Here is a 19,356-nt window from a genome sequence, read left to right as displayed (position 1 = left end):
ATTTGAACGGCAGGAAGGAAGGGACAGTACATTTTCTGATTCGCTCATTTGGTTCTCCAGGAGGAAGAAAAAGAAGAAAGTCTATAAAACTCAAAGACAACAAACTTTGATTTGAATGCTTCCATCAAATCATCTGCCTGCGTCTGGGTCAGATTGACGCCGGTAACGATGACTTTTCCGCCGGTAAATTTGGCGTGGTCAATCAGATTCTGAGCAACGCTTCCGGGAACATAGTGACGAAATAAGTCAGTCAGTGCCGTTTTTGTTTCTTCCGGTCCTGTAACTTGAAGACTGATAGTCGATAAAGGAGTTCGGCCCTGAGCGCCAAGGGACTCGAAAATATTGGAGGCTCTATCTGTTTCAATTGTTCCGTTGTTGTTTAGTTTTCCTCCGGCAAAAGACCAAATACCAGTAGTGTTCAAGATCCCTGAATTATTAGCAGTTCCTTTAAAGCTGATACTTCCGTTGGCGTTTATGGAACCTGAGTTGGTTAGAGAACTGACTTCTAAATTTCCTGTATGAATGATCCCAGCGTTATTTATGGAAGTAGCTTTGGAGCTATTATTAAACCAAACTGTGGAATTAGCCTTGTTGTCCAGAGAGTGAAGAAATCCACCACCAAGGGTGAAACTTCCGTAGTTCTCAACATTAGCACCGCTAGCAGAAGCTATAGAGGCAGAAAGGCCTGAATTGATCTGCAAAGTTAGGTTATTTGTAAGCGATGGCGTGGAAAAAGAACCTCCTGCATACACATACCTGCCATTCCCAGCTATTTTGTGATTAAACGAACCGCCATTTTGGTTAAATGTCCCGTTGTTTGTAAGGGTTCCAGTTCCGCTCCACGTTCCTGCAAAATCTACTGTTGAATTATTTGCAAAACTTCCTGCATTCATGATGCGTCCGTCAGAAGTTACTGACAAAGCCCCGTTCATCACAAAATTGGAACTGTTATCTATATGGCCGGAAAGGTTAAGTGTTCCGTTTAGTTCCGTGTAACCGTTCCCATAATTTTTTATTTTGCTGTACGGGGACAGGAAATTCATCACGGATCCTGTAGCACTATATAGAGTTCCTTGATTCTCGAAACCGTGCTCGGCTATGTCTCCGCTATTGGACTGTTTTGCATTTACTATTCCGTCTGACATAAGCTGATAGGCACCGTCAGAATGTATCAGAATATCGTCGGTGGATCCTCCTGAAGGATTGCTTCCGGACATAAGCATTGTGCCATGCATAATCATTGTGCCATGAGTCTCCCATCGTCCTCTTTGAGAGGTACCTACAAAAAACTCATCCGTTTGCCCGGTATTCAAAATATAGCCAGTGAATTTTTGCTCGCTTGAGTATTCAGTTGAAATAGCAACTGAACTGGACAGTAAAAGCGATGGAATGATTAGCATGAAGCTCTTGCCAGAACTTGTGCAAGTAGAGCAAGAAATTTCAGAAGCTACCACAAAGCATCCCCGAGCTTTGTTCCATATTTTTTTATCTAAAACGCCCGTAATACCCCGTACCTCAGTGCGGGGATGTAAGGGCGTAAATACCCTGTCTCTCTTTGAGGAAACCCTAAAAAACCATAATACACTTTGAACTGTAAACAATTTTCGAGTGGTCCATGCGTGTAGAGGAAATCAGAATCGGCCGAAATCACGCCCTTTTCCCTGCTTGTGAAAAGGCGTGTTTCCATACCCGTACCCTCTACAACAGTGGTAACTACCAACTGCGTCAGGCTTTCTTCAAGCATGAAGTCGTGGATTACCGAAAAATCGATAAGTGCTTCAAACAGAACAACGACCCGCTCTACCGCCGGATGCCGTCCGCAGCATCCGCTCAGAGGACTCTGATTGTGTTGCAGAATGACTGGAAGAGCGTTTTCCAAGCCACCAAGCAATACGAAAAGCATCCTGAGAAGTTCAAAGCAAAACCGAAGATACCCCGATACTGCAAAGGGAAAAAGACCTTTGTCGTAGAAAGAAACGGTTTTTCCGTCAAAGATCATATTCTTTGTATCACGGGACTCGGATCGCTGAAGATTCGTTGTGTGGCTAATCAGCAATTCAACGAGAAGAAAGACAGATCGGTTCTGCAAGAGGTACGGATTATTCCGAGAAACGGAATATACGTTGTTCACTTAGCCTACAAAGAGGCGAATCGATACGATGCTCGTACAGTAGGCTTGGATTCCGCACGGATTCTCGGTATTGATTTAGGCGTAACCAACTTCGCAACCATGACGGCTGTAGGCCCGGATACGGAAAACCTGTATCCGCTCATAGCCAAGGGCGGACGGTTAAAGGCTCTTAATCAATACTGGAACAAGCAGTGTGCAGAACTCAAAAGCCGTAAGAAGTACGGACATCTCGGGGCTAAAGCCAACAGAAGAGCTTTCAGAATCAAGGACTATCTGCATAAACTGAGCCACTTCGTGATTGAGTATTGTCTGAATCACGGAATCGGGAGAATCTGCATAGGACGCAACAAAGATTGGAAGCAGGAGGTGAATACCGGAAAGCGAAACAATCAGTCGTTTGTGCAGATTCCGCATGCGCAGTTTGTCGGATACCTGCGATACAAGGCGGAATCTGTAGGCATAGAAGTCATTGAGGTTGAAGAAGCGTATACGTCCAAAGCCAGTGCATTGGACTTGGACCCGATTCCTGAATACGGAAAAGGCAAAGAAGTCAAATTCCAGGGCAAACGAGTCAAACGAGGTTTGTACCGTACTCTGAGCGGGCGGTTGCTCAACGCTGACGTAAACGGCAGTATCAATGTCATTCGTAAGCTCTTTGACAAAGAAGTCCGTGATGCTCTCCTCGGGGAGCCAGCGGTAGGGGGTCGCTTGTTCCGGCCCAAGGTGCTGGACGCAAATTCCGGCACCTTTAGAATCCGGGAGTCTCAGTGCAGTATCGAGACCGCCCGGAGAAGCCCACGACTTTAGTCGGTGGGTAGTTCACATATCCTGTTCATGATTAGTCCTATAATTGTGTCTACAATGTGAATACGTATTTTTCCAAAGGTGATGTTATGCAAGCTCTTGCCAATGAAGTTATTCGAGTCCGAATCAATGAACAGTTAAAACACGAGGCGAATGAAGTTCTTGAATCCATAGGCTTAACCATGTCGGATGCCATCCGTATTTTTTTAAAACGAGTTGTTGATGAAAAGGCTCTGCCGTTCGTTCTGAAGATGCCGAGACATTTAGATGCTTCGCAGATGAGCAAAGAAGAGTTTGACTCTCGGATGGAAAGAAGTTTTCGTGACATTGAGGAAGGACGGGTTCTCTCAATGGAAGAGGTTTTTGCGAAACTCAAAGAAAGAACAGGTAAATGATTTTCAGCATTGAAATTACCGTATCCGCTGAGCAAGATCTTTCTGACATATTTGACTTTATTGCATACGAACAATGTTTGCCGGAAACAGCAGCTGGACTGATTGAAAAACTTCACAAAGGCATAGCTTCCCTCAGTTATATGCCTGAACGCTGTCGTTGTTTTGAACAAGAGCCGTGGTTTTCTCTGGGACTTCGAGTTCGGTATTGTTCTTCGTATGGCATTTATTACACGGTTGATAAAAGACGTTGTGTTGTGCGAATTCATCATGTGCTCAGCAACAAAGTTGACGTTAGCCGCTGGCTTAAACTGAATTAAATTCAAAACAGATTTTCTGAAATATTTGCTTTGGATTTTTTGAAAAAGACTGGGCATTTTTTTCTCCTCAAAGAAAAGAATTCAGAGATTTCAATCGGCACTCTTGAGAAAAAGAGCTGATAGAAACGCCTGGAAGGAGAAAAAACTTTGATTTGCTTACCTTTATTGGAGCAGAAGGACCATAGACCGGAATTTAAAAAAAATCCTCCGGAAAAGTGCTGTCCACTCTTGGGGGTAAAAGATAACTCATTGCTGGAACAAACTACATCCCCGAAACGTAGTTTCGACCGCTTCAGCGGTGGGCAGGACTAGCCGAATTTCGAAGAAATTCGACCTCCGTTAGGAGGTGCGACGTGCAACTCGATAGAAAATCCTGAAGGATTTGATATCGAGTTGCGTTCCTGCATTAACTCTTTTGTTTGGTTTTTGACCTTATTTTTCAGCACACCGCCTTAGTTTTCCAACAAGCAAAGATGAGGACTTGGGCTGAAACTCGATGAAGAGGGAAGAAGATTTCTGAAAGTTGTCCATCAATTTTTGAAGCGAACGCTTGGTACTGCACTGGCTGTAGTGAGCAAAAAAAATTGTGAGTCAACTTTCCCGGAGAAGTTCAACATGATTTTTCGTAAACAAAAAACGAGGAAGTCACGACGGCTTGCGAGTTTTTTCTTCTCTGAGGATGGCAGCAGAGTTGCATCCGATGACTGATCAAACTCAAAGAAGGTAAGAGGGGTAAAGAAGTTGATTTGAATCAACTTTTTCACCCCTCTGCTAGAAAGTTGTCCATCAATTTTTGAAGCGAACGCTTGGTACTGCACTGGCTGTAGTGAGCGTAAAAATTGTGAGTCAACTTTCCCGGGGAAGTTCAACGTGAATTTTCGTCCAAAAAAACGAGAAAGTCACGCCGGCTTGCGAGTTTTTTCTTCTCTGAGGATGGCACCAGCGGTGAATCCAAAGACTGATCAAACTTCCAAAGACAGACTAAAAGGAGGAAAGAGGGGTAAAAAAGTTTACTTAAACAAACTTTTTCACCCCTCTGCTAGAAAGTTGTCCAACAATTTTTGAAGCGAACGCTTGGTACTGCACTGGCTGTAGTGAGTAAAAAAAATTGTGAGTCAACTTTCACGGAGAAGTTCAACATGATTTTTCGCAAACAAAAAACGAGGGAGTCACTCCGGCTTGCGAGTTTTTTCTTTTCTGAGGATGGCGGCTGCGACGCATCCGATGACTGATCAATTTTCAAAAGACAGACTAAATGGTCATACTCAGAGGGGTAAAAAAGTTTATACGTATAAACTTTTTTACCCCTCTTCTGGAAAGTTGTCCATCAATTTTGATTTGTGAACGCTTGGCACGACACTGGGTGTAGTGAGCAAAAAAATTGTGAGTCAACTTTCCCTGAGAAGTTCAACATGATTTTTCGTAAACAAAAAACGAGGGAGTCACACAGGCTTGCGAGTTTTTTCTTCTCTGAGGATGGCAGCAGAGTTGCATCCGAATATAGCGTGGCACTCCTTATGTTCGATTCCTTCTATTAAAAGAAGGAAAATCAGGCTTAATATCGGCTTTTAGTTGTCTCGTAAACTTTTGACTTCTCACGCTTTCCTATTGCCAAAACTAGAACAGTTATTCTCTCATCCTCTACTTGATAGACTAATCGATAACCCAGCGTTCTAAGCTTAATTTTGTAGCAATTCGGCAATCCGGAGAGACGGTGAGCCTCAATTTTTGGATGCTCCAACACTTTCTCTAGTTTCTTTTTGAATTCAATTTTTACCGTGTTGTCTAATTTTTCCCATTCCTTTAGAGCTGACGGCTTAAATTCCAGCGAGTATGCCATTACAAATCCTCAAGGCGTACACGGATCGCTCCAGGTTCCAAAAGACGTTCACGAGCAATACGAATTAACTCTTCGTCCTCATCACTGACAAAAACCCTCTTTATAGGAAGTTTTCCTGTCTCTGCCACGTAAGTCAAAACGTTCTGGCAAAGTTCAGAGATAGTTATCCCATTGGCTTCTAAAACTGGTTTTACTGAGTCTCGAATTTCGGCAGGAACTCGAAAAGATACAATAGCAGTCGTCATTTTAAATCCTTGTAATATGTTTGTATTACATATTTCGTATTTTATACGAAATCTCGACCTATGCCATACTTTTGTATGTGTAGATGTTTTACCCGTCTGCTAGAGAGTTGTCCATCAATTTTGATTTGTGAACGCTTGGCACGACACTGGCTGTAGTGAGCAAACAAAATTGTGCGTCAACTTTCCCAAAAAAGTTCAACATGATTTTTCCTAACTAAAAAACGAGAAAGTCACGCCGGCTTGCGAGTTTTTTCTTTTCTGAGGATGGCACCAGCGGTGAATCCGAAGACTGATCAAGCTCTTAAAGACTGATTCAAAGAAGATAAGGAGGGGGTAAAGAAGTTTATTCGAATAAACTTCTTTATTCTTCCTATAATGTTCAAGTAGAGGTTTATAGAATTAACTACAATAACTATATGAAAGAATACAGCAGAATAGAACGGGCTCAGGATTTCATCCGTCACGCGCGGCTGATGGATGATAGCTTCTTCGAGCTTTGTTTTCGGAGCAACCCAAAATACATTGAAGCCGTAATCAACGAAATTTTTAAGCAGCTTGGCATTCCTTTGGTGAAAGTCAATAGCATTGAGACCCAAGAAAGATTCCTGACTGTTGAGAATCGGAATGCCTGTTTGGACGCAGTGGCAACTGATGTTAACGGCAATCTGATTAATATCGAAGTTCAACGAGCAAAAAAGCGTTCTTTATTTCGCAGAGCAAGGTATCACAGCTCATTGATGGATACAAATAATCTCACAAGCGGAGAAGATTTTGCCCAACTTCCCGATACCTATGTTATTTTTATCCTAGATTATGATTTGAGAAAACAAGAACTTCCAGCTTATCAGGTCAAGAGAGCTTTTTTGGAAGATCATTCGGATTTTGATGATGGAACACGATTCATTTTTGTTAATGGAAATTATCGGGGAGATGATCCCATTGGAAACCTCATGAATGATTTTCATGCAGAAGGAGCGGAGCAGATGAAAAACGCCATGTTGAAAGAACGGGTTGAATTTTTCAAAGAAACAGAAGAGGGTCAAAAAGAAATGGAAGGAATTGAAGCAAAGATTGCAAAGAGAGAAAGGGCTGCTGGCAGAGCTGAAGGAAAAGCTGAAGGGAAAGCCGAAGGGATAGCTGAAGTAGCGAAAAATATGCTTAAATTCGGAGAATCTTTGGGAAAGGTTGTAGCCCTAACAGGTTTAACTTTGGAGCAAGTGCAAAATATTCAACGTTCTCTTCAATCGCCAGCGTAAAAAGAAATGAAAGGGAGTCGTGCGGTGAGACTACTCGAAAAGAAGAAGGTTGGATTTTAGAAAGTTGTCCATCAATTTTTGAAGCGAACGCTTGGTACTGCACTGGCTGTAGTGAGTAAAAAAAATTGTGAGTCAACTTTCACGGAGAAGTTCAACATGATTTTTCGCAAACAAAAAACGAGGGAGTCACTCCGGCTTGCGAGTTTTTTCTTTTCTGAGGATGGCGGCTGCGACGCATCCGATGACTGATCAATTTTCAAAAGACAGACTAAATGGTCATACTCAGAGGGGTAAAAAAGTTTATACGTATAAACTTTTTTACCCCTCTTCTGGAAAGTTGTCCATCAATTTTGATTTGTGAACGCTTGGCACGACACTGGGTGTAGTGAGCAAAAAAATTGTGAGTCAACTTTCCCTGAGACGTTCAACATGATTTTTCGTAAACAAAAAACGAGGGAGTCACACCGGCTTGCGAGTTTTCTTGTCCTGAATTTGCCAGTAGAGATAATCAGCCCAAGCTTCCTCAAACCACACCTTTCTCATTGCTCCTGCTCCTCAATCAGAGGGTGTTCAACGCCTTTTCCATCATTTAAAGCTTGCATACCGCGACGAAGATGTCTCATGTTTGAATCTGAATAAAAAGGATCGGCGGTAACTTCAAACGGAATACGCTTCTCTCGAGTTACCGTTTTAGCAAAAATTGTAAATGCTGCGGTCAAGGTTAGTCCCATATCAGAGCAGACTTGTTCCATATCGTTTTTTAAATCACTATCCATTCGAAAATTGACATTGCTTATTTGCGACATCTTATCCCTCTTCTAGCTTTATAGTTTCGCATATTATAAAGAATAAATACAACAATATCATTACAACATCATTATTTTATTCAAACAAACTTCTTTACCTCTCTATTGAAAAGTTTTCTGTTAATTTTGGACAATAAGTTGATTGCGGCGTGAATGTTCTTTTAAAAAATTATCGACAGTCTTGATATGAGAGGATATATGGTCGTCCATTACCGATATTGCTTGTAGGGCCGAACGAATCTCTTCCTCCTTGACATCCCCGACTTTGGCCTGTGTGTTTAGAACTCTGGCAATTTGATTGAGATTAACGCCTACTTTATTGAGTTCTAAAGTTGAATCCAGCAACGCTTGCTTGCTGTTTAAATCAATCTGGAGCTTCTTTAAGAGAAATTGTCTTATTGCTGCGACGATAATTTCTTGTCGGCTTTGTCCTCTTTTTTCTCCTAAATCTTTTAAAACTTCGAGTTCACTCTTACTTAGACGAACAAGAACAGGACTTCGAACTTCATCAATTGAATTACCCACAGTGAAGGAAACCTCATCTTTGTTTCTTATTACACGGTTAGTTAAAAGTTCCTGAATAGTGTGGGAAGTAAAAGAGGATAGAGTCATATTGTTTTGACTCGCAAGTTTTTTCCATTTTTCTTTTTGTTCGGAGGTAAGCCATACTCCAAAGGATTCTGATTTTTTCATTTTGTTGATGAAAGGCGGAATGTTCCGCCTTCTTTGGTTAACCTTCGATAATTCGATTAATTTCTAATTCTTCAGCAGGGAGCTCTTCTTCAGAGCCGTCTTCCCATTTAACAAAAACCATGCCGTCTAGGGCTTTCTTTTTGTAAAGCAGCTCGCATTCTCTGCCTTCAACTAAACAAAGAATAAAAGGTTTTTTGTATTGGTCTTCTTTCGGCTCTTTAAGGCTTTCCTCAAAAAATTCTTCGCTTTCATGCTGAGGATTACTTTCGGAAGAGTCACAGTTGTCCGCTACATCTTCGTTTTGCATAGGCTCTGAGGAGACGTCCTCTTCAATTGCCATGTCTTCCTCGTAAGGGTCATTAACTTTGATTGTCTGAGGAGGCTCTGGTAAAAGTTCGTCAGTTGTATCTTGTTCTTCAACAGTTTCATCTGAGTCCTCTGACTCTTCCGGTTCTGATGGAAAACTAGTTGTCTCAAAAGACTCTTCCGAAGAGTCGTTCGTTTCACTAGATGTTTCGTTTTCATCCGATGATATGGGTAAAGATTCTTCCGGCGTTTCCTCCAGTGCCGGGGATTGTGGTTCCTCCGGTTTAATAGAAGGATTAAATTTTTTTGCCTGAGAAGCAGATATTTTTTCGTTGGCTTCTATGAATTGTTCCGTTTCATCCGGATATTCTTTCCATGTTTTGAAAAGTGCATAAGCAGATTGAATGCTTCCTATTTTATTTGTCAAAACGGCCTCTCTTATCGTTTCTGGGAAGTCTGACCAAGAGCAGTATTGAGAAACGATAGCTTTATTCAGTCCGAGACGATCTGCAATCTCTCCTTGGGACTCAGGAATTTTTCTTCTCGAGACAATAAATTCTGCAATTTCTGCGGTGCTTAAGTTCGCACGCTGGATGTTTTCTGCCATCTGAAGATAACCGATCTGACTCGGATCAAAAGATGTCTTTACAATCGCCTTAATCGTTTTCTCTTCATTGAGAAGATGAGCACGATACCGACGTTCTCCGCTGATAATGTGATACTTATGTTCGCCTATCTTGCGGACAACGATAGGCTGCAGGAGTCCGTAAGTTTTTATGTTGTCAGCTAGCTGCTTTAGCTCTTCTTCATCAAAGAATTTTCTTGGTTGATTGGGATCGGGTTCTATTTCGTTGAGGTTCAGATTAACGATTGAAAATTCAGGGTTCACAATTCTGTGAGTAAAGTCTTTAGAAACTTTTCTAAGGCTGTCTAAATCCATTGTTCTAAGCATTGGTTACTTGCTCCTGTGCGTTTTCCTCGTCGGATACGGTTGGTTTAAATTGTTCTATCGGGGAAGGAACTTCCCGAAGTTTTCCTGTTTGCGGATCTTTTTCAATCTTTATCGGCTTCTTGATTGGAAGTCCCAATTGGTGAATTAATGTGATCCAGACTCTGGCAACTTCTAGGGCTTCTTTTCTTGTTTGCCCGTTTTCAGAGAAAAATACGGGCCTTTTCATTTGCTGGGCAGCTGCATATTCGCTGCGGTCAGTGATACAACAGACTCCTGATTCTGTCTTGGTTTTCGGGTCGTAACGCTTCAGAAGAATATGCCCCATCGTCTTTAGCAGAGCTTCATAATTTGATTTTTGAATACCTTGCATACGAACCAAACTCATCAACAAACCTAAAAAATTCAAATCGGGGTTGATGGAGTCTTTGATGACTGTTGCACGGGAAAGCGTTTTGTCCACGCCCGCTATTGATTCAGCCTTTACTTGGAAAGGAACTAGGTAGTCAGTTGCTACGCTTAAAGCGGCAAATTGCCGGACATCGGCACTCGGCGGGCAGTCAATGATGCAGATATCAAAGTTGTCTTGAACGTCAGTAATGGCTTTGCTTAGGTTGTAAGTAACAATACCATCGTCGCCTACATCAGACAATTCAAGTAAAGAATCGTCGCCTTTTACCACCATAAAGGTGCTGTTAGCTTCGATCGGAACTCCCTCTTTCATAATCTTTCCACTAAACACCGAGGCAGGCTGGCAGAGCCCGGAAGCCGAAAGAATGTCTCCGGAGTTTCCTTGCTGGTCAAGATCAATGACTAACACACGATTTCCTAGCTTGTACCGGCAAAAATACGCAAATTGAGTGGCAATGAAAGATTTGCCGACACCGCCTTTCTCGTTGAGGATAGATAGGACTTTCATTTTGATTCCTTATATTTTTCAGTTGAATCATTAAACAATTTTCTTAAAAGCGACTATTTCATCGCCGTAAAAAGACCATACGTTTGATTTCCAAGAACAAACTCTTTGTCTGCCGTCGCACAAAACAACTTCATAAGTTCCGTTTTTCGGAACGAATTTCGGATAAGCGTTCCAGCCGTCGTCAGAAAAGTTTTCTTTTGCGTTCAATGTTGCGATAGCCGGATAGGGAGAGAACTCACGGTAAGCCTCGATTTGATCTTCCGGAACTTGAATCCAATTCTTTTGGGTTGTGAGCTTTCCTGTCATGAACTTGTTTGTTTTAAGCCGTAAGAGCCAATAATCGCATTCAAGCGGTTTCCCTTCGATAAAAGGTTCCGTGTTCAGACGTGGAGGAATTACGTCAGGCCAACGATTCCAGTCTCCCGGCTGATAAGCCGGCTCGCCTGTCAGATGTTTTCTATCTGCGATTAGGATTAACGAATTGCCGGTTACGCTGATTTCTGCCGGAACGTTGAAAACAAGCTCATTAGCCGAACGGCTTTCAAAAGCGGTTTGGATGACGGAGTCTAAGAAAACGTCATCGGTAAGAAGGTTTCTGACAACTTCGATTAGCTTGTCAGGGAGCAACTTATATGTGTTATTTGTCATGGCGCAATTCTCAAGTCAAAGACGCAACAGGAGCGAATGGAGAATATCCGGCAGAATGAAACCCTGATAAAATCGGCAACCTCTGCGGCTTATGTTTTTGCTTGCCGGGGATATTGAGCAGACTCTTGATGAGTTTGTGAGATTGAAAGGCAGTGTGCCTTTTCATTTTGGAAGGCGCAAACGACAATGGCCCGGTCGCACCCGAGCCATTCTCAAAAGCAGGAGTAGAAGCGATGAAAGCTACGAAACCATCGTTTTTCTCCGTGGTCATATTGTCGCACAAGACGAGAAAAGAACGCAAGTTCCGAGTAAAGCTCTGTGTCTCAGTTGGGGCATTTTGCGCAATACTGACCATGGTTGCTAAATGGCTGAAATAATAGCCATTGGCCGTATTCTTTTTTGATACGAGGGAGCCTTCGGGCTTCCTAACCAGAATACCTTTTCTTCCCATAGTTTTCATTTTGTTTTCCTCCAAACTAGAAGAATTAATCCTCTTTGTTCCAAAAATCATCTTGTATAACTAAAGAGTCGATGATGCTTTGTATTAAAAGGCCAACAGAAGACCCTAATTCGTTTGCATCGGATTGATTGAAAGAGGAGTTCTCAATTGCCTTTAGGGTTCTGGTGCGTAAATTTTTAAAAGTTGAAATATCTGATTTTTTGTATCCTTGGATACAACTTTTTAACTTTGAGACGCACGCCTTACTGTCGTAGAGGTGTTCAAATTCGTTGGTTGTCGGATTCCAGACTGATTTTGTCCGAGAGAAGTCATCAAATTTTCTTCTAAAGTGCAGCAGGAACCAAAATTCAAAACAAGGATTCGACCACGCGACTTTGATTTGAGAATCTCTTGAGGCCTTTTCCAGAGCACTTTGGTAGCTGTAATGGTTGTCGCGATCAAAAACGATCCAAACTTCGGATAGTTTTTTCTCATGAGTTCGATCAAAGGAAAGGTACCTTTTAGCTTCGCCAACGAGACTCAAGGGATCAACATCTTTTCCTTTCTTTATTTTTATCTTCTCTAGTCCATCGGACTTTTCCACAAGAGAGCTGAAATACTTAACTTCGGTATATCCCTCGCAAAGAATCAAAATTTTATCCTTCTGCACATTGCCGTTTTCCGAACAAAGGAAATTTATAACCTTTTGATTCTCAATCTCTTGTTTTCGTTTGGCCATGATTGCCTGAGGTTTAGCAATCGGAGTAACTTTCTTCGTCCTTCTTAGATAAAAATTTTGGAAAACTTCATTGCATTGTTTCATACGATTCCTCCGGACAAAACAAAAGCATTCGTGGTTTTTAGAGCGTTTTGGAGCGAATTAGGTACTATCACATCAAACTGCAAAGCAAGAAGATGATCCCTGTGGATTGGAAAGGCTCTTTTTTGACGATATCGGCCAATTGCCTCAAAAATCAATTTTGCGTCAGCGCACTGAGCGGATATTGCCTCAGTAACTTTGGCATCGAATGTCTTATAGCATCGCATCCTTTGCTTAAATAATTTTTTAAGTTCCGGTTGAGCGTTCTGGGCTCTAGCCATAAGATTTTTGCCTAGAATTTTTTCGGCTCGGATAACAATTTTTTCGTTCATCAGTTCCTCCGGTAGCTTTCCCAATTGCAGATGAGTACTTGTGCTTGTTCGCATATACGGTCCATGATGCGTTCTTCGAGATACTTATCGATGCTGTCACGGCCTGAGAGCTGGAGGTTTGAAATGAAAATCGTCGAGTGCATTTGCTCATAGCGTTCATTGACGATTTCAAAAAGCAGGTCCTTTTCTCGTTCGGTGAGGCTGCGGTAGGCTCCGATTTCGTCCAGGACCAAAATTTCAACTTCCGTAAACCGTTTAACGAGTTCGTCCTGACTAACCGCAGCTCCTGCTACCCAAGCGGTTTTTATCTTCGAGAGCATTTTTCCGACGGTCGTAAAAAGTGCGGTTTTGCCTTGCCAAATCGCCTCTGAGAGAATTGAGCATCCGAGGTGAGTTTTTCCTGTTCCGGGCGTGCCGATGAGCAACAGCCCACGCCCGTTTTGGATGTTTTCGATGATTTTGTCAGCAAATTCCTTGCAGGTTTCAAAGACGGCTTGCTGGCACGAGCCGGAGACCGAATAGTTCTCAAAATTTTTGTTGGCGAATCTTGGCGGAATCAAGCTTTGCTCAAAGATAGCTTTGGACTTTCGTTCTGCCGCACAACGAGGGCAGCCGCCGGCAAAGTAGCGTACGGCATTGTTGAGCGAGCGGGGGTTTGTGCTGTTTCTGATGCCGGACACAAACCAACCATGAATCGGGCATTCGGCCGCAATGTATTTCGATTCATCAATCGAGCTTCTGGGAGTTGGTTCTCTTGGGATCATCATGATTTCCTCGGTCTGGGGGCAATACGGTAAGTGCCGTCGGGGTTTTGAATCAGGCCGGCGGTGTAATCGCGGTCTGCGTACGAGCTTCTTTTTGGCCCAAACCGGTAGGATCCGTTCGGATTTCTAATCATTCCGCTCACATCGTACGGGTCCTGAGTCTCTGCGGGCTCGGCTTCATCTTCGGGCTTCGCTGCTTTAGCAGCAAGTTTGCGGTTCCGGATTGCCGAAAGCTCTCTTTGCAGCGATTTGACGACAAAGGCAACAGCCGATGAAAGCGACTTGCCCTCCTTGTCCTTGGCCTGCTGGCAGCGAGCAAAAACCTGAGCAACGGTCTCAAAATCAAACCCCGGCATGCCCGTTTGGGCCAGTTCAGCAACTGCCGTTTCGTTTTCCTGACTTCGTTTTCGCCAACGTTCGAGACTTTTTGCGTCGAGTCCGAAAAAAGTCATGGTTTGCAAAACTTCGTCAACGGTCCAGGGGGTGTTTTCTCTGTTAAAAAGATCTCTAACGGTGTTTTCCAGATCCGATCCCGATCCCGATACCGATACCGATCTATGTTGTTTATTATTTATTAAATTATTAATACATACAGATCGGATATCGGACATCGGATCGGTACGCGCGTGCGCGTACGCGTGCGAGGTAGATTGCACCGTTTTTTCGGAGTTTTTGGAATCGCCCGAAACAGCTTGATGCTCAGGAGTTTCGGAGCTTTTGCCAGGTAATAAAGATGCTGTAGCATGTGCTGGTGCATATGCCGTAGCATATGCTGTAGCATTTTCGTTTTTATGCTGTGGCATATGCTGTAGCATACTTTCATCTGGGTTGGATGCTGTAGCATGTGCTGGTGCATATGCCGTAGCATATGCTGTAGCATTTTCGTTTTTATGCTGTGGCATATGCTGTAGCATACTTTCATCTGGGTTGGATGCTGTAGCATGTGCTGGTGCATATGCCGTAGCATATGCTGTAGCATTTTCGTTTTTATGCTGTGGCATATGCTGTAGCATACTTTCATCTGGGTTGGATGCTGTAGCATGTGCTGGTGCATATGCCGTAGCATATGCTGTAGCATTTTCGTTTTTATGCTGTGGCATATGCTGTAGCATACTTTCATCTGGGTTGGATGCTGTAGCATGTGCTGGTGCATATGCCGTAGCATATGCTGTAGCATTTTCGTTTTTATGCTGTGGCACATGCTGTGGCATACTTTCATCTGAGTTGGATGCTGTAGCATGTGCTGGTGCATATGCCGTAGCATTTTCGTTTTTATGCTGTAGCACATGCTGTGGCATTTCCTTCTCAATTGTTCCCCACCGAGACATCGCTTTTTTTCTGGCTTTTTCCGATCTGATTTTTCGGGCTTTCTCTTCGGCTTCAAGAATTTCTTGTTCCTGCTTCGCCAAATAGATTTTTTCTTCCATAAGTTCTGAATGATAGAAACCCCCGGAGAAAGTAAAGTATTTAGATAAAACGAACTCCCGAGCCTGCTGATCTTGCTCCGTAACTGCGGGACAGAGATAAGCAACCTGTTCAGGTGACAGGGGGTTCTTTGAAAAAAAGTAGGCTGTTCTCAACTTGAACAAGCACCCGGCTTGAGTTGTGGTTAATTGAAGAAAATCTGTGGTGTACTCATCGGATTTTATCGGATAAAAATTCTGCGCTTTCAATTCAGCTTGAGGCATAATGTGCTCTCTACTTCGGCTATATCAATAAATTTGTTAATAGCTAAAGTTATAGTTACAAAAATATACTACCAGTATATAATAAAAGATATTATCGGATCTAGTAGTAAATATTTAAGGTATTTAGATTATGAAAAAAAGTTTAAAGCTGATTGCTTTACTTCTAGTATTAGTTTTTTCTGGAAGTGCTTGGAGCGCGAATGATGCAAAAAAGATGACACCGCAAGAAGTAAGACAGTACGTTGAAAAATTGAAGCCAGATGAATATTCATGCAGAGTCGGCTATACGAATGAAGTAGCTGAAAGAAACTTATCTTTGTACACTTACTCGAAGATAAGTTTGGAGGAATATTCAAAAAATCAAATGGGTATTATGAAACATCAACAAACTTGTAAGAAAAAAGGATTTCGTTAGATTCCGATTCCTCGCAAGTTGTTATTCTTGTGTGGTTGACTTTTAAAAGATTCTTGGTTCCCATCCTCCTAGACACAAACCAAAGATCTGGATATCCGATAAAGTATCCACTTTCTCAGGGGGATTAAGGTCATTAATCACAAAGTAACCTCCTGTTGCCGCCAAAACGATCTTTCTAACAATAGTATTGTTATTGATTCGAACAAGATAGATCCCGTCCTTTATAAATTCTTTTACACTAACGTCAACAATCACAATAGAACCATAAGGGATGGTTTTACTGAGGCTGTTGTCCTTCATGTAAAAAGCTTGAATCTCTGACTTGTTTTCTAAATTAGGCAGTAAGGTCAAAAATGCATCAGGCATTACGATTTCTCCTACAGAAATTGGGATAGAGTTAAGTCCCGAATTTCTTTCAGAGCTGACCTCGTACAAAGGAATGTTTGAAAGAAGGTTGTTATTATTGCTTAAAACACTTGTCGTTGAGCTGTTTAAATTCTTTCTGTTTTCTGTGTTCTGAGTTTCACAAGAATTTTGAAAAGGCAAAGGGAAAGCATCAGGATGTTCTTCATCCATCCAACCTCTTTTTAAATTTAATTTATCTTCTATTTCTCTTGCTATCGAGTTTCCCATTCGCCTTGGTGTATTTTTGGTTTTATTAAAGGCTTCATTTTTGATTTGCGCCAATGAGGTGTCATTCTTTCTTCTCCCTAAAGCCAAATTTAATTTAACCATTGAACCGTAAAGTTCAACCAATAGCTTTAAGTTTCTTCTTCTAACTTCGGAGTAGTCAGTTTTATCTTTTCCTCGAATGCGCATTGTTTTACCTAGGTGCCAGTTAGTCGATTAATACAGAATGAATAATTTTTACTTCGCTCTCCTATTTTACCTGAAACAATTAATTAAATTTACTACTTGTATATAATCCCAGTAGTGTATAATTAAAGCCTACTAGAGTATTTTTCTTGTATTTGTGAGAAAGACGTGCTGCTAAAAGAATTTGCTTCAGTTTCAGGTAAGGGTTTCGGTATGCGACTTGCAAGAGCTTTAAATGTAACGCCGGGTATCGCTTATCGCTGGATAAATGGAGAAAAACCTACGATTCAACGGTGTTTGCAAATCAGTATGTACACCCAGAATCAAGTAAGGTGCGAGGAAATTAGGCCTGACATCGATTGGAACTTGATTAGCAAATATCAAAAACCTGATGACAGTTATTTGGAAAGCAAGTTATGTACGCCCAAGAACCAAATTTGAAACAGATAAGACTGAAAAGAGTGGCTGAAAAGCTCGGCTGTTCGGTTCAGCGTGTCTATGAATTAATGGAGGAAGATAAGGAGTTTCCGATTCCGACTCGTTACACAGCTCGTTGGGTATCTTTCTTTGAGTGCGAGATTGATGCTTACATCATTAAAAAAGCGGCTCGTACAACCGGAGAGTCAATCGAGAGTTTGACCGAGAGACTCTTGAAGGCTTCTGTATTTTGTTATGAGTACAACAAGAGGGTAAATAAGATAAAACCGGCAGAAGTGGCTTAAATTTTTAACCGAACCCCCGCAAACAACAAAGAACAGAACCCAAGGTACAAAAATGATAACAGCCATAAACCCTAAGGAAAGAAATGAATTATGCAGATTGGTTTTTGCTGGGTCTTGCGGCAGTCACAGCAGCTATGCTGCTCTTTCCCTACAGTCTCTTTCTGAGATCCAGAAAAACTTTTCTTCCGGTTCTCTTTTTCAATGTCACGGTATTAACGACTCTGATCGGACGCAACAAAGAACAATTACTTTCATTGTGCGACGGGCTGGTCTCCTGCGAGTTCTATATGCTGACAAAAGAGCTTGTGGAGGTGATCGTAGGGGGCACATTAATTTTTATTCCGGTATTTGCCACCTACTGTCTTTTCCGCGACTATTTTTACCTATCGTCTTCAAAAAGAGCTATCGATTCAATAGCAATTTGGGAGCCGAATGTAGGAAGAGTGTTCTATCTTCTCGTTCTTTTCATATGGTTGATTCTGATGAGTCTTTTTCTTCTTTTATTAATTGCCCGAGAAGGGGTAGGTTTGTTCTGCTCAGTTTGATTTTGGACCTCTTTCATGTCAGCCAAAGCAAGAGCGGGAAAAAAAAGCGCAAGCAGCCGAAAGAGCGGCACACATAGTGTTCACGAAGTCAGGGACGAAAAGTTAGAACACGAAAATCACTCCGCAATAAATTATCAAAAGCAAGGTAAGTTGGTTAGCGGCTTTCTTTTTAGATTTAGATCTGTTTTTTATTTAGCTTATCTCCGGGGTTTGGGTTTGAATTTGTTTTCTCAGCTCAAATTTTACAAACCTCCCCGGAGATCTTTTCTCGTATATCAGCTAACCGGCTAAGAGCAATTTTTTTAACCTCATCTCCTAAAACAAAAATGACGCTAGTAAATCCCAAAGAAATTCAACTGATTCTGCTTTTGAGCGGATTGGCCTGTATTGCCTTGAGCCCGGCGTTTTTGTTTGAAAAGGAAACCGTCGGTATGGGGCAGTTTGCTGTGATGGGACTCTTGGTTCTTGGAATGATTCTTGTCATTTTGGCGGCAGCAGTGGGAGAGTGATTATGAACAACTGCATCCAGTTAACAAAGAAATTAAAACCTCAGTTTGTGACCCGATTAAGGGGTCTTCTGACCGAGATGTACAAAGATGTGCCGGCGTCAGAATCAGAACCGCAAATTTACCAAATTGTCTATTCTACTGTGGAGAATTTGGAATGGGCGGCTAACGGTTATGGTTATTTTCACGACTGTGCCCCTATATATGTTTCAACTACAAAAGGATTTGTAAAAGGACTGAGGAGGAATTTGTCTGTCTTAGGCAAAAGTTTTGATTTGTGCGCTTTGCCGGATGATTTCAAAGAGGTGTAGCCAATGAGATTTATCGGGAAGGATGAAAAAAGCGGAAACTGGAAAAACTATGTTTACCCAAGCTATTCAGTATCAAATACTCCTTCAAGCCAGTATCTTGGGTGTTGTTTATTGCGCAGTAAATGGATTGAAAGAGCCATGTCCAACAACTACATTGGTTTTCCTTGGATCAGTTATAGCTACAGCAATTCTTCCGGATCTAAAACCTTTTTTCAATACTTCCAGTTGGGGTACGGAATTCTTCACCGCCTGCCTAATCGCAGGCCTGCCTTATTACTTTCCAAAACCGCTGGAATTGTTTATAGAGTATGCCGCGTTTGCTGTTATTACAGTGGGAGCTTTGTGTATTCCGTATTTTTGAAGCTTGCACTGAGAAGTTGTATTAGATCTTCGGACTCAAAAAATGAATCAAGACTATGTGATGTACATACTGTTCGTCCAGAACCTTCTTGTGTGTACTTCTTTTTGCCTCTTTTTGTTTCTTATTCGGCCGTCATTGACTACTTTTTTATGTCACGTGTACTCGATGGCAACTTTGATAACAAATGCCTCTCTAAAAGAATATATGTACACGGAAGAGTGGCACAGAGCACTAATACTTTCAATTCTGACATCATTGTTACCCTATTTTTGGCCAAAAGAAAAAATTCTTTTTATCAGTTACTTAACTTTTTTGATTTTATCGATAT

Annotated in this window: 25 protein-coding genes and 1 pseudogene; 11 read left to right on the top strand and 15 right to left on the bottom strand. The window is 41.9% G+C overall.

The window, feature by feature from the left end; all coding sequences use genetic code 11:
* Positions 1-44 precede the first annotated feature (44 nt).
* Together ADH67_RS06450 and ADH67_RS13790 are read right to left on the bottom strand one after the other, a co-directional pair.
* Entirely contained in the window at positions 45-1,400 is a 1,356-nt protein-coding gene (locus ADH67_RS06450) for a hypothetical protein (RefSeq protein WP_089275723.1), read from the bottom strand.
* A gap of 18 nt (positions 1,401-1,418) precedes the next feature.
* Positions 1,419-1,601: pseudogene (locus ADH67_RS13790) on the bottom strand (ESPR-type extended signal peptide-containing protein); the annotation flags it as partial.
* A 14-nt stretch (positions 1,602-1,615) separates the two neighbouring features.
* Between ADH67_RS13790 and ADH67_RS06440 the strand changes: the two are divergent.
* From ADH67_RS06440 to ADH67_RS06430, 3 genes are all read left to right on the top strand, one after another.
* Positions 1,616-2,938, top strand: coding sequence for an RNA-guided endonuclease InsQ/TnpB family protein (locus tag ADH67_RS06440; RefSeq protein ID WP_066593254.1), 1,323 nt, complete (start codon positions 1,616-1,618; stop codon positions 2,936-2,938).
* A gap of 86 nt (positions 2,939-3,024) precedes the next feature.
* Positions 3,025-3,330 carry a type II toxin-antitoxin system RelB/DinJ family antitoxin gene (locus tag ADH67_RS06435; RefSeq protein WP_066593253.1) on the top strand — a complete coding sequence of 102 codons (306 nt, stop codon included), beginning with the start codon at positions 3,025-3,027 and terminating at the stop codon, positions 3,328-3,330.
* Positions 3,327-3,647, top strand: coding sequence for a type II toxin-antitoxin system RelE/ParE family toxin (locus ADH67_RS06430; protein ID WP_066593252.1), 321 nt, complete (start codon positions 3,327-3,329; stop codon positions 3,645-3,647). The genes ADH67_RS06435 and ADH67_RS06430 overlap by 4 nt, the downstream gene beginning before the upstream one ends.
* A 1,555-nt stretch (positions 3,648-5,202) precedes the next feature.
* On the opposite strand, the gene ADH67_RS06415 is transcribed toward ADH67_RS06430, so the two are convergent.
* Together ADH67_RS06415 and ADH67_RS06410 are read right to left on the bottom strand one after the other, a co-directional pair.
* Entirely contained in the window at positions 5,203-5,487 is a 285-nt protein-coding gene (locus tag ADH67_RS06415) for a type II toxin-antitoxin system RelE family toxin (protein ID WP_066593244.1), read from the bottom strand.
* On the bottom strand, positions 5,487-5,732 hold the full coding sequence (locus tag ADH67_RS06410) for a type II toxin-antitoxin system RelB/DinJ family antitoxin (protein WP_066593243.1): 246 nt from the start codon (positions 5,730-5,732) through the stop codon (positions 5,487-5,489). The genes ADH67_RS06415 and ADH67_RS06410 overlap by 1 nt, the downstream gene beginning before the upstream one ends.
* Positions 5,733-6,148: 416 nt before the next feature.
* Here ADH67_RS06410 and ADH67_RS06405 point away from each other — a divergent pair, with 416 nt between their 5' ends.
* On the top strand, positions 6,149-6,988 hold the full coding sequence (locus ADH67_RS06405) for a PD-(D/E)XK nuclease family transposase (protein ID WP_066593241.1): 840 nt from the start codon (positions 6,149-6,151) through the stop codon (positions 6,986-6,988).
* A 539-nt stretch (positions 6,989-7,527) separates the two neighbouring features.
* Here ADH67_RS06405 and ADH67_RS06400 read toward each other — a convergent pair.
* From ADH67_RS06400 to ADH67_RS06355, 10 genes are all read right to left on the bottom strand, one after another.
* Positions 7,528-7,794, bottom strand: coding sequence for a type II toxin-antitoxin system RelB/DinJ family antitoxin (locus tag ADH67_RS06400; RefSeq protein ID WP_066593238.1), 267 nt, complete (start codon positions 7,792-7,794; stop codon positions 7,528-7,530).
* A gap of 120 nt (positions 7,795-7,914) precedes the next feature.
* The gene (gene mobC, locus ADH67_RS06395) at positions 7,915-8,487 is read right to left on the bottom strand and encodes a plasmid mobilization relaxosome protein MobC (protein ID WP_066593234.1); all 573 of its coding nucleotides are present in this window, start codon (positions 8,485-8,487) and stop codon (positions 7,915-7,917) included.
* Positions 8,488-8,524: 37 nt separating this feature from the next.
* Positions 8,525-9,745, bottom strand: a complete 1,221-nt coding sequence (locus ADH67_RS06390; protein WP_066593233.1) for a ParB/RepB/Spo0J family partition protein — start codon at positions 9,743-9,745, stop codon at positions 8,525-8,527.
* Entirely contained in the window at positions 9,738-10,661 is a 924-nt protein-coding gene (locus ADH67_RS06385; protein ID WP_066593228.1) for a ParA family protein, read from the bottom strand. Before ADH67_RS06385 ends, ADH67_RS06390 begins: the two co-directional genes overlap by 8 nt.
* Before the next feature lie 30 nt (positions 10,662-10,691).
* Positions 10,692-11,309, bottom strand: coding sequence for a hypothetical protein (locus ADH67_RS06380; RefSeq protein ID WP_066593226.1), 618 nt, complete (start codon positions 11,307-11,309; stop codon positions 10,692-10,694).
* Between the two features lie 10 nt (positions 11,310-11,319).
* On the bottom strand, positions 11,320-11,769 hold the full coding sequence (locus tag ADH67_RS06375; protein ID WP_066593224.1) for a hypothetical protein: 450 nt from the start codon (positions 11,767-11,769) through the stop codon (positions 11,320-11,322).
* A gap of 25 nt (positions 11,770-11,794) precedes the next feature.
* Positions 11,795-12,571: an RloB family protein gene (locus tag ADH67_RS06370; RefSeq protein ID WP_066593222.1), complete on the bottom strand. Its 777-nt coding sequence runs from the start codon at positions 12,569-12,571 to the stop codon at positions 11,795-11,797.
* Positions 12,568-12,900, bottom strand: a complete 333-nt coding sequence (locus tag ADH67_RS06365; RefSeq protein WP_066593219.1) for a hypothetical protein — start codon at positions 12,898-12,900, stop codon at positions 12,568-12,570. Before ADH67_RS06365 ends, ADH67_RS06370 begins: the two co-directional genes overlap by 4 nt.
* A complete protein-coding gene (locus tag ADH67_RS06360) occupies positions 12,900-13,664 on the bottom strand; it encodes an ATP-binding protein (protein ID WP_066593216.1) in 765 nt (254 codons plus the stop codon). Before ADH67_RS06360 ends, ADH67_RS06365 begins: the two co-directional genes overlap by 1 nt.
* Positions 13,664-15,352, bottom strand: coding sequence for a DUF1376 domain-containing protein (locus tag ADH67_RS06355; protein WP_089275721.1), 1,689 nt, complete (start codon positions 15,350-15,352; stop codon positions 13,664-13,666). The genes ADH67_RS06360 and ADH67_RS06355 overlap by 1 nt, the downstream gene beginning before the upstream one ends.
* A 130-nt stretch (positions 15,353-15,482) precedes the next feature.
* Between ADH67_RS06355 and ADH67_RS06350 the strand changes: the two genes are divergently transcribed.
* Positions 15,483-15,767: a hypothetical protein gene (locus ADH67_RS06350; RefSeq protein WP_066593213.1), complete on the top strand. Its 285-nt coding sequence runs from the start codon at positions 15,483-15,485 to the stop codon at positions 15,765-15,767.
* Between the two features lie 42 nt (positions 15,768-15,809).
* Here ADH67_RS06350 and ADH67_RS06345 read toward each other — a convergent pair whose 3' ends face one another.
* On the bottom strand, positions 15,810-16,523 hold the full coding sequence (locus ADH67_RS06345) for a S24 family peptidase (protein WP_143597732.1): 714 nt from the start codon (positions 16,521-16,523) through the stop codon (positions 15,810-15,812).
* A gap of 273 nt (positions 16,524-16,796) precedes the next feature.
* On the opposite strand from ADH67_RS06345, the gene ADH67_RS13785 reads away from it, so the two are divergent.
* The 6 genes from ADH67_RS13785 (at position 16,797) to ADH67_RS06310 (ending at position 19,028) form a co-directional block, all read left to right on the top strand.
* Positions 16,797-17,024, top strand: a complete 228-nt coding sequence (locus ADH67_RS13785; RefSeq protein WP_089275720.1) for a transcriptional regulator — start codon at positions 16,797-16,799, stop codon at positions 17,022-17,024.
* Positions 17,000-17,305 (top strand): helix-turn-helix transcriptional regulator, encoded by a 306-nt coding sequence (locus tag ADH67_RS06335; RefSeq protein ID WP_066593209.1) that lies wholly within the window; start codon positions 17,000-17,002, stop codon positions 17,303-17,305. The genes ADH67_RS13785 and ADH67_RS06335 overlap by 25 nt, the downstream gene beginning before the upstream one ends.
* A gap of 83 nt (positions 17,306-17,388) precedes the next feature.
* Positions 17,389-17,850, top strand: coding sequence for a hypothetical protein (locus tag ADH67_RS06330; RefSeq protein WP_066593207.1), 462 nt, complete (start codon positions 17,389-17,391; stop codon positions 17,848-17,850).
* Between the two features lie 326 nt (positions 17,851-18,176).
* Positions 18,177-18,359 carry a hypothetical protein gene (locus ADH67_RS06320; RefSeq protein WP_066593201.1) on the top strand — a complete coding sequence of 61 codons (183 nt, stop codon included), beginning with the start codon at positions 18,177-18,179 and terminating at the stop codon, positions 18,357-18,359.
* Between the two features lie 2 nt (positions 18,360-18,361).
* Positions 18,362-18,667, top strand: a complete 306-nt coding sequence (locus ADH67_RS06315) for a hypothetical protein (protein WP_066593199.1) — start codon at positions 18,362-18,364, stop codon at positions 18,665-18,667.
* Positions 18,668-18,716: 49 nt separating this feature from the next.
* Positions 18,717-19,028 carry a hypothetical protein gene (locus tag ADH67_RS06310; protein ID WP_143597731.1) on the top strand — a complete coding sequence of 104 codons (312 nt, stop codon included), beginning with the start codon at positions 18,717-18,719 and terminating at the stop codon, positions 19,026-19,028.
* The last annotated feature ends 328 nt before the right edge of the window (positions 19,029-19,356 follow it).

This window comes from Turicimonas muris, from assembly GCF_002221595.1.
Lineage (GTDB): Bacteria > Pseudomonadota > Gammaproteobacteria > Burkholderiales > Burkholderiaceae_F > Turicimonas > Turicimonas muris.
This window is presented reverse-complemented; position numbering and strand designations above follow the sequence as displayed.